This is a genomic window from Streptomyces sp. NPDC020742 (assembly GCF_040641675.1).
Lineage (GTDB): Bacteria > Actinomycetota > Actinomycetes > Streptomycetales > Streptomycetaceae > Streptomyces.
The window spans coordinates 181253-198729 of sequence record NZ_JBFAEA010000012.1; the positions used below are offsets into that span (position 1 = coordinate 181253).

The following is a 17477-nucleotide window of genomic DNA, read 5'->3' on the forward strand; positions in this document are numbered from 1 at the left end:
CGCGTACCCAGATGCGGCACGTCCCCCGGTGCGGTGCATCCGCGCGAGAGGCCGTTCGCGCTATGCGGCGTCGGCGAGGATCCGCGCCACCACAGGGGAGCGGGGGGCGAAGACGTCGAGCAGGCCGATCGTGCGCAAGGCCGGGGCGAGTTCCTGCATCTGCGCGACGAGGGACGTGTACTCGGGGGTGTCCTCGGTGAGGTCGTCGAGCCGGACGGCGTTGGCGACGAAGGCGGCCACCGAACCCTTGCGCACGGTTTGCCCGTTGATCGCGGTCGAGTCGATACCGGCGGGCAGGACGTCTTCGGGGCGTACGGCGGGCTGATGCGGAAGCGGATGCGACATGACGGTCCTTTGCGTGTTCGATGAACGTGCTTTCTGCACGCAAATGACAGTAGCAGGACTCCGTGTTTTTTGCACGTATCATTGAGGGGTGAGTGAACCGAACCGTGACAGCACCTCCGCCGCCCGTGTGGCCGAGGCCATCGGCGCCCTGACCCTGCGAGCCACGCGGGCCGGGGTCTACGGCCGGCTGACCTCGGGAGTTGAGGGGGTGGACGCCACGACCTATCCGGTACTGTCCGGGCTCGCCCGGGTCGGTCCCGCGACCGCCACCAGGCTCGCCGAGGTGATCGGGATGGACCGCACCGTCACCACCCGCTACGCGACCCGCCTGCAGGAGGCCGGGCTGATCGTCCGCCGCCCCGACCCGTCGGACGCCCGCGCCACCCGGCTGGCTCTCACTTCGGACGGTGAGCGGGCGGTCCGCGCCCTGCGCGGCGCGATGGAGTCGTTCCTGGCCGAGGAGATGTCCACCTGGCCGGCGGGCGAGGCCGCGGCCTTCGCCCGGCGTCTGGAACGTCTCACGGAAGCCCTCGCACACCCCGACGCGGACCGCGCGTCCTGAAGCCGCCTGAAGCCGGTCGTGTGTCCTGGGACCGGTCGCGTCCTAGGGGCGGCAGGGGAGGGGTGGCCGTCAGCCGGTTCCCCGGTCATGTCGGGTGCGGCGTACCGGCTGTGTGAGCGTCCTCGGCGAGGCCCTCGGTGGACTCCTTGGTGCCCTCCTCCGCATCGTCCCCCTCGGGGAGCCGCTTCGGGGCGCCTGACCCACGTGCACGGTCCATTTCGCGCCATTCCGGCCGTAGTCCGGCCAGGCTGATGGTGAGGGCGTGCGTGGCCCCGCCGGCGAGCAGCACCGACGTCAGTCCGGCGGAGGCCACCGCCGTGCCGGCGAGCAGTCCGCCCGGCGGGACGCCGGCCCAGGCCAGCGAGTCGCCGAGCGCATTGACCCGGCCGAGCATCCGGCGCGGCACACGTTCGAGGAGGACCGCCCCCAGCACCGGATTGAGGAAGCCCGCCCCGAACCCACTGAGGGCGAACACGACCAGGACTGCCCACAACGGTACGTCGGAGGCGAGGACCAAGAACCTCGGCGCCCCGGCGAACAGGAACCCGGTGAAGAACACCACCCGGCGCCGCAGCCGGTGTGCGGCCATCGCGGCGACCAGGCTTCCGCCAACCGCCGCGGCTCCCAGAGCTCCGCCCGTCAGGCCGATCGCCGTCGGCCCGTTGCCGGACTCCTTGGCCCAGACGGGCAGCAGCACCGTGCTGAACCCCGCTTCCAGCAGGTTGGTGATTCCGATCGTGACGATGATGGTGAGCAGGAGCCGTTCGCCGCGGAGGAAGGCGAAGCCCTCGGCGAAGCGTCGCCAGTAGCCCGGTGCCGGCTCCTCCGCCCGCGTCGGGGCCGCTTCGGTCGCGCGCCCCATGCCGCGCGGCAGCGCCAGGGCGATGATCACCGATCCGAGGGTGAAGCAGCCCGCGTTGACGACCAGACCGGTCAGGGGGCCGAGCAGTGCCACCAGGGAGCCGCCGGCCGCCGGGCCGATGGTGGCGGCCAGCCGCTCGATCACTCCGGACAGGCCGGTGGCCCGTTCCAGCGGTACCCGGCTGCGCTCGGCCGCCTCCGGCACCATGACCTCCTTGGCCAGGTCGCCGGGGCCGCGGGCCGCGCCGATCAGCGCGACCAGGACCAGCAGGAGGGGAAAGGACAGGAGGCCTAGGGCGTGGAGCAGGGGGACGGCAGCGGCGGCGGTCGCGCTGACCAGATCGGTGGTCCAGGACACGGTTCGCGGACCGACCCGGTCGATCAGCGGCCCGGAGAGGGCCTTGACCACCACGCAGGGAGCCATCTCGCAGAAGGCGACCAGTCCGGTCCGGGTGGCGCTGCCGGTCGTGACGAGCACGAACCAGGGCAGCGCGACGGCCGAGACCCGCGTCCCGGTCACCGAGACGGCCATGGCGGCCAGCACCCCGCCCAGCGGACGTAAGGACCGGCTGCGGGAGGTGCCCGCGGCGCCCGGGGCGTGCTCCGTCGCGGCGTCCTCCGCTAAGGCGTGCTCCGTCACGGCGCCTCCTTTCCTGTTGCTTCTCGGGGGCGGGGAGGGGCCGCCGGCGGGGCGGCGGCATCCAGCTCCGGAAGGAAGTGGGCGATGACGGCGACCCGCTCGGCCCCCTCGGGAGCCCCGGCCGCCGTCTGCGGTGTATCCCGCCGGTAGCGGGAGATGACGGCCCGCAACTCCTCCTGCAGGGCGGCGGTCTCCTCGGGTGTGAGCCGTAGGGCCCAGTCGCTGATGTCGAAGGTGTCCCGCCAGACGCCGGGCATCGTCTGGAGTTCGTTGAGTGCCCGCTGGGTGCGAAGGGTGTAGGCGGCGGCCACGGATTGCAGGTAGGCCAGGGCGGCCTCGGGCTCTCGGTCGGCCAGCTCCGGGTCGTTGAACCAGGTGGTGTGGTGCACCGAACGCCACCAGCGCTCACGCGCGTTGCCGCGTTCCGTCTCCTCGTCGACGAAGCCGGCGGCGGCGAGTTGGCGCAGGTGGTAGCTGGCCGTGCCGGAGTTCACGCCCAGTCGCTCCGCGAGACGGGTCGCCGTGGACGGGCCGTACTTCCGCAGCATTCCGACCAACTGCACGCGCACCGGATGTGCCAGGGCACGCAGGCCCCTGGCATCCAGAACTACCGTGTCCGGCTGTGCTGTTGGGGGGTACGGCCGCTCTCTGGGGTCAGTCATGGCGCACACCCTAAACCGCAAAGGATTCTTCGCGAAGGCTTCTTTGCGAAGAATCCTTTGCGGTTGTGGGGGGTGTGCCCGCGGTCGACGCGGCGGCGTACGTCCCACACCCGGCGGACCGGAAAATCCATGGTCAACTTCGTTCCGTGGCTCCTATGATGGCCGGACCCGACCACCGGCGGCCCGCGGCCGCCCTGTCCGCGCCCCGGATGCTGCATGTCCCTCGGCGCACCGACGAATGACTGCTGATCACATACCGCACAGCTTCCAGGTCGATCTCCGAGGCCTGGTGGATCTGCTCTCCCACCACCTGTACTCCAGCCCCAAGGTCTACCTGCGCGAACTGCTGCAGAACGCCGTCGACGCCCTCACGGCCCGCCGCGCCGAGTGGCCCGACGCCCCGGCCCAAGTACGTCTGCACGTCGACGACAACGGGCTGCGCGTGGAGGACACCGGGATCGGCCTGACCGAGGACGATGTCCACAGCCTGCTGGCCACCATCGGCCGCAGCTCCAAGCGCGACGGCCTGGAGTCGGCCCGTGCCGACTTCCTCGGGCAGTTCGGCATCGGCCTGCTGGCCTGCTTCGTCGTCGCCGAGGAGATACGCGTCGTCAGCCGGTCCGCGCGCGACACCGCCGCGCCGCCCGTCGAGTGGACCGCCCGCGACGACGGCTCGTACACCGTGCGCACCCTCCCCGACGACGCCCGCGCCGAGCCCGGTACCACCGTGCACCTCACCGCCCGGCCCGGCGCCGCCGAATGGCTCGCCGCGGAGCGGGTGTTGGGGCTGGCCAGGGACTTCGGATCGCTCCTGCCCTACGACGTACGCGTCGGAGACGAGCCGGTCACCGATCGCCCGGCCGTCTGGGAGCGCCGGTACCCCAGCCCCGCCGCCCGGCGGGTGGCCCTCGCCCGCCACTGTCACCAGCAGTTCGGCTTCACCCCGCTCGACGCCATCGACCTCGACGTTCCGGTGGCGGGCGTCCGCGGAGTCGCCTACGTCCTGCCCTCGGCCGTCAGCCCCGCGCAGCGCGCCGGGCACCGGGTCCACCTCAAGGGCATGCTGCTCAGCGAACGGGCCGACGAACTGCTGCCCGACTGGGCCTTCTTCGTCCGCTGCCTCATCGACACCGACACCCTGCGGCCCACCGCCTCCCGGGAGAGCCTGTACGCCGACGAGACCCTCGCGGCCGTCCGCGAAGCCCTCGGCGCGCGCATCAAGGAGTGGCTCACCGGGCTGGCCGGGGGAGAGCCCGAGCGGCTCGCGCAGTTCCTCGCCGTGCACCACCTCGGCGTGAAGTCGCTGGCCCGGCACGACCGGGACGTACTCACCACCATGCTGCCGTGGCTGCCGTTCGAGACCACGGACGGGCAACTGCCTCTGGAGGACTTCGCCCGCCGGCACGCCGTGGTGCACTTCACCCGGACCGTCGAGGAGTACCGGCAGGTCGCCGCGATCGCCGCCGCCCAGGGCATCGGCGTCATCAACGGCGGCTACACCTACGACGCCGAGCTCGTCGAACTGCTGCCGACGGTACGGCCCGGCACCGAGGTCGCCGAACTCGACGCCGACACCGTCACCGCCCACCTCGACACGGTCGACGCCGCCGAGGAACTGGCACTGTCCGGGTTCCTCGCCGCCGCCCGGGCCAAGCTCGACCCGCTCGGCTGCGACGTCGTGCTGCGCACCTTCCACCCGGTGTCCGTCCCCGCCCTGCACCTGGACGACCGCTCGGCACGCCAGGAGCGGGCCCGCGCCGAGGAAGAGGCGCAGGCCGACGAGTTGTGGGCCGGGATCCTCGGCAGCCTGCGCGGCAGCGCACCGCGCGCCCGGCTCGTCCTCAACCACCACAACCCGCTGGTCCGCAGGGTCGCCCGGATCGACGACCGGGAACTCGCCGGCACCGCCACCGAGGCGCTGTACGGCCAGGCCCTGCTGATGGCCCAGCGCCCGCTGCGGCCCGCCGACTCCGCTCTGCTCAACCGTGCGTTCTTGGACCTGCTGCAGTGGGCCACGCACGCCGACGGCCAGGAGGAGGCCCGATGACGCACGACCACACCGCGCCGCACACCCCCGAGTCGATCCGCCGCGCCCTGTGGCAGCTCGACTCCGAGCCCAACGGGTCGGCCCGCAACACCCGGGCCGAGGAGCTCGTCGCCCTCGCCGAGACCACCGGCGACCGGCCGCTGCTGCTTGAGGCGCTGCTGGCGCTGATCACCTCGTACCAGTTCAGCTCGGAGAGCGGTAAGACGCTCGTGCCGTTCGCCCGGCTGCTGCGGATGTGGGACGAGAACCCCGGGGACTTCAGCGGCCCGGCGCTCCACCGGCTCCACTGGCAATTCAAGTGGATCACCTACGGCCTGACCGGCAACCCCGCCATTCCACTGGACTCGGTCCGCCGCTGGCTCCCGGACATGGAGCGCCACTACCGCCTCGCCGGGCACTCCCTGCGCCCGGTCCGCGCGGCCGAGTTCTACCTCGCCCAGCACATCGGGGACGACGCCCGGGCCGCCCGGCTGCTGGACGAGTGGACCGCCGCCGACCGCGACGGTATGAGCGACTGCCTGGCCTGCGAACTCAACGAGCAGGGCGACTGGTACGCGGACCGGGGCGACGACGAACGCGCCCTCGCCACCTGGGCACCCGTACTGCACGGCGAGGAGTCCTGCGCGGAACAGCCGCACCTCATCCTGGCGCTGTCCCTGCTGCCGCTGCTGCGCCTCGGACGGTTCGACGAGGCCCGCCGCAACCACCTGCGCGGCTACCGCCTGGCCCGCGGCAACGGCAGCCTGGTGCCGGCCCTCGCCCGCCACATCGAGTTCTGCGCACTGACCGGCAACGAGGCCCGTGGCCTGGAGATCCTCGCCGAGCACGCGGCCTACCTCGACATGGCGGACGAACCGCTCTCCCGGCTGCACCTGCTGAGCGCCGCCGTCCTGCTGCTGCGCCGCCTCACGGAACTCGGTCACGGCGACCAGCCGGTGCCCATGCCGGGCGGCGTCACCGTCACCACCGAAGCCCTCCTGGTCCGTACCCGGGACGCCGCCCACGAGCTGGCCGGCCGCTTCGACCAGCGCAACGGCACCGACCGGGTCGGGCGTTGGGTGGCCGCGCGGATGGCCGGCACGCCGTTCACCGACCGGCTCGCGCTCGGCGTCCGGGGCGCCCGGCTCGCCGCGAAATCCCCCGTCCGTACGCCGTCCGCGCCCGAGACCGCAGGGGAGCCCGTGACGGCGGCGAAGACCGGCCCCGAGGACGTCGCTTCGCTGGTGGCCGAGGCCGGTCGCCGTACCCAGGCCCAGCACCCTGCCGCCCGCGACGGATGGCGGGCGGTTGCCGAGGCCGCCGAACGGACCGGCACCGCACTCGATGCGCGGGCTCGCGCCGAGGTCGCCTACCACGCGGCCCTGGACGCCTTCGACGACCCGGACACGGCCATCCGGCTGTTCCACCAGGCCGCCGAGCAGTTCGAGTCCGCCGGCGACCCCGGTGAAGGCGTCGCCAGCCGGGCGCGTGCCGCCTTTGTGACGGCGGTCTCCGGCCGTACGGATGCAGGACGCACCGAACTCGACGCCCTCTGCGGTGAGTTGCGCACCCTGCACGCCGACGGGCGGGCCACGGCCCGACAGCTGACCGGGGCGCTGCTGGCCGCCGCTCGCGTCCGGCTGGGCACGCTCGGGGAAGCGCCCGATCCCGAAGCGGCCGCGGAGGCCCTCACCGGCGAGCTCCGTGGCGTGCTCGCCCTCGCCGAGCAGCACCGCGCTGAGGACCGGCGGATGCTGTCCCGGATCGCCGACACCACGTGTCTGCTGGGCAGCCTGCTCGCCGGGCGGGGTGACGAGCCGCAGGCCGCGGAGCTGTACACCCGCGCGGTGCGGCTGTACCACGAGGCCGCCGTGCCCTGGCTCGCCGCGGAGGCCGAGGCCCGGCTCGCCGACCTCTGCCTCGCCCTGGGCCGTCCCCACGAGGCCGCGAAGGCCGCCCGCGCCGCCCTCGAAGACGGCGCTGAGCTGTTCGAACCGATGGGCCTCGCCCGCCTCCACCTGCTCCTCGCCGAAGCCCTGGCCGCCACCGAGCAGGACGACAACGACGTGGCCGAGCACGCACTGGAGGCCACGCACTGGGCCGACGAGGCGGACCGGAGCGAGGGGATCGGTGCCTGGGCGCGGCTGGTGCTCGGCGGCGCGCTGCTCCGCCTCCGGCGCTTCGACGAGGCCGCCTCCGTCCTGGAGGGCGCCCTGCCCGACCTGCAGGAGCACCACCAGGAGGCCCAGGTCGTCCAGGCCCGCTGGTGGCTCGGCGAATGCCACGGGGTGCTCGGCGAACCCCGGCAGGCCGGCGAGCACTTCCTCGTCGCCGCCGATATCGCCAAGGGCTGGCAGGGGCAGCGCGACCACGCCGTCCTCGCCCACCTCGCCGGCGACGCCCTCAACCGCGCCGGGATGCACGAGCAGGCCGCCGCGGCCTACGCGCGTGCCGAGGAACTCTGGCGCGGGCTCGGGCACCCGGACAGCGCAGCCCGTGCGGTGCGGGCCCGTGCGTGGCTCGCACTGCGCGACCCGGGCAGCGGACTGCCGGTCGCCCTGGACGTGATGGCCACGGCCGAGCAGATCCTCACCGAGGCCCTCGCCGAGCCGGCGGACGACGCCCTGCGCGCCACGCTGCGGTCGGAACTCGCCGGCACCCACCGCCAGACCGGCGAGCTGCTGGTCCGCGACTGCGGGTCGGAGCCCGGCGACGAGGACGACGACGGCACGGCGCGGCGCACCTACGAAGCGGCGCTCGGCCACCTCGAGAAGGCCATCGAGGTGTTCGCCTCACTCGGCCCGGCCGGCCGCCACGACCACAGCGCCACCCAGCTGATGGCCGCCTGGCTGGAGGCCGACCTGGGCCACGCCTCGGCGGCCGGCGCCCGCGCCCGTACCGTCCTGGACGCATACGGCGACACGGACGGGGAGCCGGACGCGGACGGGGGCGCGGACCGGAACACGGATGTGGATGGGGACGTGGACGGGGACGGGGGAGCGGACCGCAACTCTGACCGGGACAGGGACCGGGACACCGCCATCGCGCAGCGACACCGGGCCGAGGCCCGGGCCCTGCTCGACCAGCTCGCCTAGAGCGCCGACGCGCGGCCCCCTCGCAAGAGGCGCGTCGAGGGCGCACACGACGGAAGCCACTCAGCAGCCCCGGAGACGGGGGTGCCGAGTGGCTTCCGCCAGGCCGTACGAGAGGTGCCGTCCCAGGCCCGCCGCCCCGTCACCACATCCTCAACGGGACCCTGAACCGGACCATGCCCCAACAGGACCGCTCACCGCTCAGGGAGATCCATTGGTGAGCAGCAGGTAGCAGATGCGGTCACGGTGGAAGAAGGTCGCGGTATCGGAGTCGCCACCGTCGAAGTACACCGGAGGCAGGGGCGCTTCGCCGCTGAAGTAGCCGGTCGAACGCAGGAAGTCGGGCTCGACCGAGGCGAAGGTCCACCCGGAGCCACCCCCGTCGAGCAGCTCATCGGCGAAGTCGCTCACCAGCTTGCCGGCCTCCGGCTCCGCATAGTGCTTGTCGTACGGGCTGTACGCCTCGCAGAGCATCCATCGCAACCGTGCGAGGAACTCTCGGTGACCGAGTCGGGTCACTGTCGCGAGAAAGCCCTCGCGCAGCAGTGGACGCTCAAAGGCGACCTCCTCGCACTCGTGCGAGAGGTTGCACCAGCCACGCCGGCGATCCGCGTCGAGCAGCGCCTCCGCATACGCCTCGCTCTGCAGGAAGGCGCGGAACACGACCTCCTGGTTCTCCGGTCCGACGGGAACGTCGGCCACCGCTCCCAACAGCAGGGTGTTGCTGTTCATGGACCGGTCCACCGCCGACAGGAAGCCGTCGAGGGGAGGGCGGTGCAGATCGAGGGAGAAGCGGGTGAACGTCATGCCCTTCCCCTCGTAGGCCCGATCGCAGGTCCGACCGTCCCCCACGGGTGCGTCACGGCGCGGCGCCCCATTCCGAACGTCAGCACCGGTCATCCGAACGTCAGCACCGGCTTGATGACCTCACCGGCCGCCGCGGCCCGGGCGGCCGTCTCGATCTCCGCGAACGGAAACTCGGTGACGATCCGCTCGACGGGGAGCTTGCCCTGCCGGTGGAGCTCGATGAGCCGGGGGATGAACAGGGCCGGATCGGCGTCCCCCTCGATGACGCCGCGCAGCCTGAGGCCCTTGGTCATGACGGTCATGACATCGAACTCGGCCGTCTTCCCGATTCCCACCAGGGCGAGCGCCCCGCGCTGCCGAAGTGCCGCGATGGCCTGGGAGATCACCGCCGACTGCCCGGTGGTGTCGAGGGCGTGGTGCGGCCCGCCGTCGGTGGCGTGACGAACGGCCGCGGAAACGTCGCCGGCTGCCGCAGGGTCAATGGCGACGGCACCCAGGTCCAGTGCGGCCTCCCGCCGTGCCGGAACCGGGTCCACGGCGACCACCTCGCAGCCGACCGCCACGGCAGCCATCACGGCGCTCAGACCGACACTGCCGGCGCCGAAGACCGCCAGCGACGCCCCCGGCTCGGGCCGCAGCACCTGGAGCACCGTTCCCGCGCCGGTCTGCACACCGCAGCCGAGCGGCGCGGCCAGGACGGGGGAGAAATCGGCCGGAATCCGGACGCAGTTGCGTTGGTGGGCGAGCGCGTGGGTCGCGAAGCTGCTCTGGCTGAAGAAATGGCCGAAGACCGGCGCACCGTCACGGGACAGCGCGGTGCTGCCGTCGGGCCGGGCGCCGCTGGCATTGAGGGCGTTGATGCCGGTGGAGCAGTAGGCGGTGTGCCCCGCGGTGCACTGCTCACAGGCGCCGCAGCTGCGGTAGCTCATACACACGCGGTCGCCGGGCGCCAGGCCCGTCACACCGGCTCCGACGGCCTCGACGGTGCCGGCGCCCTCGTGGCCGAACACCATGGGCAGCCGCGGCCAGACCTGCCGGGTGCTGAGGTCGGTGTGGCAGATGCCGGCGGCGGCGGTCCGTACGAGGACCTCACCGGGACCGGGACCCTCGAGGTCGAGGTCACGGACGATGAAGGGTCCACCGACGGACTCCACACAGGCCGCTCGAATACGCATGTCGGGTGTTCCCCCTCGGTCGTGGCCGCGGTGTGCGGCCGGCGTGAGTGCGCTGCCGTCGCCGGCCGCGGTTTCGCTACGAGTCCGGGTCCTCAGCGGTCGCGTTCGAGGACGAAGTAGAAGTGGCGGCCTTCGTCGAGGGTCTCCGGGCCGTCCATGACGCCCAGCAGAGCGTCCTCGTCGATCCGCTTGAAGAAGTCGCGGACGGGCAGGCCCTCGTAGACCATGGCGGCGGTCTTCTCGCCACGGAACTCGCCCGTCTGCAGCGTGGCCTTCCCCTGCCCCAACGCGATGTTGGAGTACAGCTGCCCGTCGGCGTCACGGCAGATCAGAGGGTCCACATCGGACAGCGACGTAAAGCGTTTTCCGTGCCACTGCGCCTCCACCAGCATGCCCTCGACCCGGTGCCCGGTCGCCACGGCGTACCCCTTCCACGGGCCGAGGATGTCCTCCGGCCGTACGGGCGGCAGCGCTGCCCACAGCTCGTCCAGGTCGTCCGCAGGTGACATGCCGTCAGAGCTGCGGATGACCGCGATCCGTGCGCGGGCCTGCTCGGCATCCATGGAGGTTCCTTCCATGATCGGGTCCGGGCTTCCGACCCTAAGGGCTGTCCCCCGCTCGAGGGCACGATCGAGTCGGCGGCGGATCACGGAGCGGATGATGCCGCTGATCCGTCGGTGTCTGGCGCGAACACGACGCAGCTGCCCGCCCTGGTCTTGCGGCGGGGCGTGAGAGCAAGTAATCCGGATACATGGGGGAACACGTAACGCAATTGACGGTACGACAGGTGATCAAGGACGTGGTCGCCGAGACCGCGCCGGAGGAACTGCCGCTGCTGGCCGGGCTGGAACCACTGGACGACACCGCCATCGACCGGGTCCTCGGCCAACGCGCCCGCACCCGCGAACCGCTCGGCTTCGGCCTGGACACCGTCGTCGCCCTGGTCACCCCGGTGCTGTGGACCGTCCTGTCGGATGTCGCCCGGCAGGAGCTGCAGACCGCCGCCTCAGGCGGGCTGGCCCGCCTGAAACAGCGGCTACGTCGTCATCGTCGCCCGCGGCAGGACGAGGCAGCACTGACCCTGCCGCCGCTGGACCGCGTCCAGGCCCAGCACGTCCGCGAGTTGGTGCTCGCCCGCTGCACAGCCGCCGGCATCGACGACACCCGCGCCGCCGCCATCGCCGATGGGGTCACCGTCCGCCTCCTGCTGGACGAGCCGCGGTCGTGAGCGCCTCCGATCTGGACCGCAGGGTCCTGGGGGCGGGGACGACGCTCCGCTTCGCCCTGCTCGTCGTCCTCGTCATCACCAGCTGCGTCGAGCTGATCTCCCTGGCCGCGCCCCGCCCCGTCATCGAAGGGGTGACCAACCCAGCTCGGACGTGCGCGCTGCTGCTCGGCGTGGACGTGGGGGACTACCGCCTGGGGCCGGCCGCCGTCGAACTGGCCCTGAAAGACCCCGACAACAAGTACAGCGCCTGCGTCGAGCGGTACTCGCCTACCCCATGGGCCTGGATGGCCGGCGGCACCGCCCTGGTCCTCGTGCTCGCCCTGCTCCTGTACTGGTGGCTGCCCCACTGGAAGACCCGCAGCGGTCGGCTGGTGCCGGTCCGTGACGTCGGGCTCGCCGCCGAACTGGCGGAACTGGCCGGGGCGGCCGGGCTGGCTCGGCCGCCGCGCTTCGTCATCGACCCGGTTGCCGCCACTCCGAGCGCGGTGGTCTTCGGACGCTGGCGCAGCCACACCGTCAGCCTGCACGCCGGGCTCGTCGCACGCCGCACCACCGACCCGGACGGGTTCCGCACGGTCGTCCTGCACGAATTGGCGCACATCCGGAACCGGGATGTGGACATCGCGTACGCCACCGAGGCGCTGTGGCGGACCTTCGCCGTGGTCGTCCTGATGCCGTTCGCCGTATGGACGCTGTACCCGGGCAGCCTCGACAGCCCGGGCGCGGTGCTCGAACAGTGGCGTACGGGCTGGCCACTGGGCCTGCGCGCGCTGCTGAAGCCGGTACTGCTGGCCGCCCTCGTCCTGCTGGCGCGGGCGGATGTGCTGCGCACCCGGGAGCTGTACGCGGACCTTGACGCTGCGCGGTTCGGCGGCAGCCCGGGCTCGATCCGGGCCGCGTCCCGTGCGGCCGGCGAACGGCGCGGCACAGCACGGCGGTTCGCCGCGCTGTGGCGCACCCACCCGGTGTGGGCCGAGCGGGAGGAGTCGCTGCTCAACCCAGCGGCGCTCTTCGGCGTCCGGGCCGTGACGATGGTGCTGACCGGGGCCGCGGCGGCGAACGTCGTGGAAATGGCCACCCTTTGGTCGGGCCCCGCCGACGTGGCGTGGGCCTCGGAACTGGTCGCATGGCTGACGGCGGCGCTGATCACCGGCATCGCCGGGGTCGCGCTGTGGCGCGCGGTCGCCCACGCGGTGCTCACCGGGGGAACCGTCCCGTCGGGACTGCGCGCCGGAGTCTGGCTCGGCCTCGGCATCGCCGTGGGCGAACTGCTGACCTTCCGCAGCGCCGGGCCCGGCTGGCTCCCCCCGGCGCCGCAGGTACTGCTGCTCCTGGTGGCCGCCACCGCGGGGCTCGTCTGGTGGACCACGCAGTGCGCCGAGGTCTGGATCCGCACCTGCCGGGGGCGCTCACTGCACCGGGTCCATCTGCTGGGGCTCGCCGTGATGTGTGCGGTGTTCGGCGCCTGGTTCGTCTGGTGGTACACCCGGGGCGTTCTCTTCGAGAGCATCGGCATGTCGGCGGTGCGCCACGCGGCGGACTCCGGGTTCGCCGCCATGACCGGCACGGATGCCCAGCGGGAACTGCTGCGGTCCTGGTGGCCAGGGATCGCCATCGGGACGGACCTGCTGTCGGTGCCCGTTCTCGGCGTCGGTGGCTTGCTGCTGTGGCTCTTCCCGTTGGCTGCCTGGGCCCGGCGCCCGGTGACCGGAGTGCCGCCCTGGGTGCGTCGTGCCTTCCCGTCAGGCGATCCGCCGGGGCACGTCGGTGGCGGACTGCCGTCCCTGCGCCGGGTGCTGGCGTACGGCGTGGCGGGCGGGGCGCTGTGCGTCTGTACGGAGGTGGCGGTCCGGGCCTGGCTGCACGCGCATCACCTTCCGGCGGCGGACCGGGGCGACCTGTGGTTCGTGACCGCCACGATGGGGATGGTGGTCGCGCTGTGCGCCGCGGCGGCGGTCACCGCGGTGGTCGCGTATGTCCGGGCGCCCCGCCACCCCCTGCCTGTCGCCTTCGCGGCGGCGGGTACCGCGCTGCTGCTGGGGCTGGCGGGCGACCTCGTACTGTCCGGGACGGACGGGTGTGTGCCGCAGGTGGCGGTGCTCGGCGCGTGGTGCGGCTGGAAGACCGGTCCGGCGTGGTTCCAGATCCACACCTTCACCGCCCCGTTCACCCTGGGCATGGGCTTCTACGCGGTGGCCTTCCCCCCGATCGCTGCGGTCGCGCTGCGGGCGTGGGTCACCCGGCGTGGGGCTCGCGCGCGGCGATCCACGCAGGACGCGCAGGAGCCGTCGGCTGCCCGCCGGAGGGTGGCCACGGCCGGAGCGCGGTGGGCGGTGGCGGGGGCCGGGGTGCTGCTGGGCGTCGGTGCAGTGCTGGTGGTGCGATGCGGGCTGCATGCCGCGCGGCCCGCGCACAGTACGCCGAGGTGGCTCGCCGACGCGCAGTCGTGGACCGCGTTGGCGCTGGTGCTCGCGACCGCGACGGCGGCCATGACGGGGTATCTGGCGGCGAGGCGTTCCGGGTCCGGGAAGACCCTGAGGTTCGCCGGGCTGGGGGCGGTGGCGGCAGGGGTGCCGGGGGCGCTCGCCACGTTCCTCCTCACGGCCACGGACGGCTGCGTCCGCCCGCTCGGGGCGCTCGCCGCCAACTGCGGCTGGCGGCCGGGCCTTTCCTGGCTGTGGCTGCACGCAGCCGTGGCTCCGGCAGCGCTGGTGCTCTCCGTCGCTCTGGCGGCGGTCGTCGGGCTCGCCCTCGCTCTGGCCCGGGTGAGCGGCCGGTCCCGGCCCCGACGCCGACCGCTGCCGCCTGCCGCCCGCTGGTGGGCGCGGCGGGGGTATGTGCTGGCGGCGTGTGTCGCGGGGCTGGTCCTGCTCACCGGCTGGTGGTTGGCCAAGCCACCGCAGGAGGCCGGGCTGTTCACCTCGGCCCTCGCCCGCCAGTCGGCGAAGGCGTCGCCCTCTCCGTCGGCTTCGCCCTCCGCCGGCGCGGTCGCCGAGAGACGGAACCGACTGCTCGGCTGGCTGGGCATCCATGGCCAGGCGGTGATCGGCGATCTCATCACGGATTCCAGGGACCTGCTCGCCGCCCTGCGCAGCACCGACGGGATCCAGCCGGGGAAGGTCGGCCCGGTGTGCGGCAGGCTGGCCGAGCACGGGCGCCGCGCCCAGGCGGGTACGCCCCCGCCCGAGTCCCGGGCGCTGTGGGACCAGGCGCTGCGGGAGGCCGTGGACGGTGGAACGCGGTGCCGGGAAGGGGTGCGCAAGGGCGACGAGGCCCAGGCCGTAACCGGTCTGAAGGAGCTGGCACGGTCCATCACGGACTTCAAGCGCTTCGTCGGCCGGCTGGACGACCTCGGCCTGGCGAAGACCCCGAAGGGCTCCCCCTCGGGGAGCCCTTCGGGGAGTCGGTGAACATCGCCGCACACCTCCGCTGGCGGAGCAGTCACGCCGAGCCCAAGACCCGCTTCGCACCCGAGCCACCGATCCGGCAGCGGACCGATTACCCGGCCAAGGCTGCCTGACAAGGCACCAGATAGCCCGGGCGATCGGGCGGGAGGGGAGATCGTGATTCTCCCGGCTCGCCTCAGCGCCAGGAACTACTGTCGCGAGCATGGTCGAACACGATGCCCTCAGCGCCACCCGCGAGGCCTACGACGACGCTGCCCCCACCTATGCGCAACAGTTCCGCGACACCCTGCGTGACAGACCCCTGGACCGCGCGATCTTGGGTGCCTTCGCCGAGGCCGTACGTGCGAGTGGGGACGGTCAGGTCGCGGACCTGGGATGTGGCCCTGGCCATATCACCGCTTACCTGGATGAGCTGGGCCTGGCGGCGTTTGGTGTGGATGCCTCACCTGCGATGATCAAGTTGGCTCGACAGGCCTATCCGGGCCTGCGGTTCGACGTGGGCTCGATGGCCGCGTTGAACATCGCTGACGGCGCGCTGAGCGGCGTACTCTCACGTTGGTCCATCATCCACACTCCACCGCAAGAACTCCCCGCCATCTTGGCGGAGTTCCACCGTGTGCTGGCACCTGCCGGCCACCTCCTGCTCGCCTTTTCTGCAAGCGAAGATCCGTCTCACCCGACGCAGGTCTTCGATCACGCAGTCGCCCTGGCCTATCGGTGGTCGCCTGATCACCTTGCCGCGATGCTGCGCGAGTCCGGGTTGGTCGAGGTGGCCCGAATGGTTCGCGAGCCCCAGCCCACCGACCGACGGCAGTTCAAGGAGGTCCACCTACTCGCCCGCAAAGCCTAGGCGGGACCACCTGTCCGACCGCACGACCGCACCCCACCTGCCGGACGGGAAACCGTCCGGCTCGCGGCGGCGACTCCTGATCAGGGCTCACCGCCCGCCCGAGCTGAAGCCACTTGCTGGGCCCAGTCGGAGATGCGGTGGCAGCAGCCGGCCTACGGCACCGTGCGTTCGCCGTCCCGGACGTGGAGGAACTCCTGGGCTCCACGCAGTCGCGTGTGCACACGGCCCTGGGTGGCGCGGCTGTCGAGGCGGACGTCGAGGGCCCCGGGCAGCAAGGAGTCGGCCCGGCGCCCGGCAGGCAGCCGGCATGCGTCGAGTCCATCGCGTTGGGCGATGAGAACACCGAGGTCGTGACGGCTGAGGGCGTCTGCTCCGGCGAGGTGAAACATCCCAGCCCCGTCGGACACGGCGAGCTCCCGCAAAGCGGCGGCAAGGTCTTCGACATGCACCGGGCAACGGATGTCGTCAGTGAACAGGACGCCGTCATGCGGGTCCGCCGCCAGGGCGTGGACGGTGCGCTCGTGCACGGAGCGGCCGTGCCCGATGATCAATGAGGTGCGTGCGACGGCAGCGGCTGGCGCCAAGAGCCGCACCGCGGTCTCGGCGGCGGCCTTCGCCGCGCCGTACGGGGTGACCGGGTCAGGCAGGCAGGTCTCGTCGTAGTGGATCCGGGAACCGGAGAACACGGCGTCGCTGGAGACGTGCACCAAACGGCAACCCCGCTTCTCCGCTGCCATGGCCAGGTGAATCGAACCATCAGCGGTGACCGCCCAGTCGCTCCCTCCGCTGGTTGCGTTGATCACTGCGACGGGGGCGATGGCGGCCAGCATCGCGTCGATGCGCCCCGGGACGCGAAGGTCGAGCGGATGCCACGAGGCTCCGGCCGTGCTGCTGGGACGTGAGTGGTACGTCGCAGCCGTCTCCCAGCCCACAGCCACCGCCTGGCGCACCAGTTCCGTCCCCAAAAACCCGCTGCCACCGATGATGAGGATCTTCATGACACCCCACAGTAGGAGCCCGGTCCGGCTCGGCCACCGCTGAGCCGAGCCCCAGCACAGCACGGCCGACGGAGACTGCGACCATCTACCTGGCGGCAGTCTCGCCCGCCGAGAGTGACTCCGCCACGTATGCGTGAGTGCACCCAACCCTCGGACGCACAGTGATCTCCTGGCGACGTCCTACGTCATTGCGATGGGAGATCCTGGAGGGAACACGCACGGAGCCGGACAGGGCGCACCGGTGCGTACAGGGACGTACGGGAGAGTGCGGACGAGATGGGGGAGGAGCGGAGGAGAGCATGCTCAAGATCGGGTCCGTGGTGCTGGGGGTGGCGGACGTACCGCGTGCGGCGGCGTTCTGGAGGGAGGCGCTGGGGTACGTCCCGCGTGAACAGGCAGAGGAGGACTGGGTGGTGCTGGTTCCGGCTGCCGGGACCGGGCCCCAGCTCTCACTGGGCCTCAGCGAGACGCCGGTGCAGGAGCATCCTCGGGTCCATCTGGACCTGTACGCGGGAGACGCGGCCGACCAGGCCGCTGAGGTGGAGCGGCTGGTGTCACTTGGTGCCCGGCGGGTTGCCTGGGACCTGTACCCGGAGGACGCCGACTTCATCGTGCTGGCCGATCCGGACGGGAACCGCTTCTGCGTCATCGCCACTCACCACGGCTGACGGCTGACGGCTGACGGCTTCGGCCCGCTCGCCGACCGGCCCCGCAGGCGGCAGCCGAGGACAACGCGGTCGGGAGACGTACGACAGCGACAGCGAGGATGACAGCGACAGCGCGGTGGCCCGGGGACGCGATCCCCGGGCCACTCCCCATTCGTC

14 protein-coding genes are annotated in these 17477 nt (G+C 72.4%); 7 read left to right on the top strand and 7 right to left on the bottom strand.

What is annotated here, in order from left to right; genetic code table 11:
* Positions 1 to 60: 60 nt before the first annotated feature.
* Positions 61 to 345 (bottom strand): hypothetical protein, encoded by a 285-nt coding sequence (locus tag AB0G84_RS21740; protein ID WP_361323035.1) that lies wholly within the window; start codon positions 343 to 345, stop codon positions 61 to 63.
* A gap of 88 nt (positions 346 to 433) precedes the next feature.
* Between AB0G84_RS21740 and AB0G84_RS21745 the strand changes: the two genes are divergently transcribed.
* Positions 434 to 907 (top strand): MarR family winged helix-turn-helix transcriptional regulator, encoded by a 474-nt coding sequence (locus AB0G84_RS21745; protein ID WP_361323038.1) that lies wholly within the window; start codon positions 434 to 436, stop codon positions 905 to 907.
* 85 nt (positions 908 to 992) lie between these two features.
* Here AB0G84_RS21745 and AB0G84_RS21750 read toward each other — a convergent pair whose 3' ends face one another.
* Both AB0G84_RS21750 and AB0G84_RS21755 read right to left on the bottom strand, forming a co-directional pair.
* Positions 993 to 2321 carry an MFS transporter gene (locus tag AB0G84_RS21750; protein ID WP_361323157.1) on the bottom strand — a complete coding sequence of 443 codons (1329 nt, stop codon included), beginning with the start codon at positions 2319 to 2321 and terminating at the stop codon, positions 993 to 995.
* An 83-nt stretch (positions 2322 to 2404) separates the two neighbouring features.
* The gene (locus AB0G84_RS21755) at positions 2405 to 3070 is read right to left on the bottom strand and encodes a helix-turn-helix domain-containing protein (protein ID WP_361323041.1); all 666 of its coding nucleotides are present in this window, start codon (positions 3068 to 3070) and stop codon (positions 2405 to 2407) included.
* Positions 3071 to 3308: 238 nt separating this feature from the next.
* On the opposite strand from AB0G84_RS21755, the gene AB0G84_RS21760 reads away from it, so the two are divergent.
* Both AB0G84_RS21760 and AB0G84_RS21765 read left to right on the top strand, forming a co-directional pair.
* A complete protein-coding gene (locus AB0G84_RS21760; RefSeq protein WP_361323044.1) occupies positions 3309 to 5117 on the top strand; it encodes an HSP90 family protein in 1809 nt (602 codons plus the stop codon).
* The gene (locus AB0G84_RS21765; protein WP_361323047.1) at positions 5114 to 8191 is read left to right on the top strand and encodes a tetratricopeptide repeat protein; all 3078 of its coding nucleotides are present in this window, start codon (positions 5114 to 5116) and stop codon (positions 8189 to 8191) included. The genes AB0G84_RS21760 and AB0G84_RS21765 overlap by 4 nt, the downstream gene beginning before the upstream one ends.
* Before the next feature lie 198 nt (positions 8192 to 8389).
* Here AB0G84_RS21765 and AB0G84_RS21770 read toward each other — a convergent pair whose 3' ends face one another.
* The 3 genes from AB0G84_RS21770 to AB0G84_RS21780 form a co-directional block, all read right to left on the bottom strand.
* Positions 8390 to 8995: a hypothetical protein gene (locus tag AB0G84_RS21770; protein WP_361323049.1), complete on the bottom strand. Its 606-nt coding sequence runs from the start codon at positions 8993 to 8995 to the stop codon at positions 8390 to 8392.
* Between the two features lie 89 nt (positions 8996 to 9084).
* Complete coding sequence (locus AB0G84_RS21775) at positions 9085 to 10170, bottom strand: NAD(P)-dependent alcohol dehydrogenase (RefSeq protein WP_361323052.1); 1086 nt, start codon at positions 10168 to 10170, stop codon at positions 9085 to 9087.
* A gap of 92 nt (positions 10171 to 10262) precedes the next feature.
* Entirely contained in the window at positions 10263 to 10733 is a 471-nt protein-coding gene (locus AB0G84_RS21780) for a DUF4334 domain-containing protein (RefSeq protein ID WP_361323055.1), read from the bottom strand.
* 188 nt (positions 10734 to 10921) lie between these two features.
* On the opposite strand from AB0G84_RS21780, the gene AB0G84_RS21785 reads away from it, so the two are divergent.
* The 3 genes from AB0G84_RS21785 to AB0G84_RS21795 all read left to right on the top strand — a co-directional run bounded on the left by AB0G84_RS21785 (position 10922) and on the right by AB0G84_RS21795 (position 15655).
* Positions 10922 to 11398, top strand: coding sequence for a hypothetical protein (locus tag AB0G84_RS21785; protein ID WP_361323058.1), 477 nt, complete (start codon positions 10922 to 10924; stop codon positions 11396 to 11398).
* A complete protein-coding gene (locus tag AB0G84_RS21790) occupies positions 11395 to 14808 on the top strand; it encodes a M48 family metalloprotease (protein WP_361323061.1) in 3414 nt (1137 codons plus the stop codon). The genes AB0G84_RS21785 and AB0G84_RS21790 overlap by 4 nt, the downstream gene beginning before the upstream one ends.
* 199 nt (positions 14809 to 15007) lie before the next feature.
* On the top strand, positions 15008 to 15655 hold the full coding sequence (locus AB0G84_RS21795; RefSeq protein ID WP_361323064.1) for a class I SAM-dependent methyltransferase: 648 nt from the start codon (positions 15008 to 15010) through the stop codon (positions 15653 to 15655).
* Between the two features lie 152 nt (positions 15656 to 15807).
* Here the strand turns inward: AB0G84_RS21795 and AB0G84_RS21800 are convergent, their stop codons facing one another.
* Complete coding sequence (locus AB0G84_RS21800) at positions 15808 to 16653, bottom strand: sugar nucleotide-binding protein (protein ID WP_361323067.1); 846 nt, start codon at positions 16651 to 16653, stop codon at positions 15808 to 15810.
* A 299-nt stretch (positions 16654 to 16952) separates the two neighbouring features.
* Between AB0G84_RS21800 and AB0G84_RS21805 the strand changes: the two genes are divergently transcribed.
* Positions 16953 to 17321 (top strand): VOC family protein, encoded by a 369-nt coding sequence (locus AB0G84_RS21805; protein ID WP_361323070.1) that lies wholly within the window; start codon positions 16953 to 16955, stop codon positions 17319 to 17321.
* Positions 17322 to 17477: the final 156 nt, after the last annotated feature.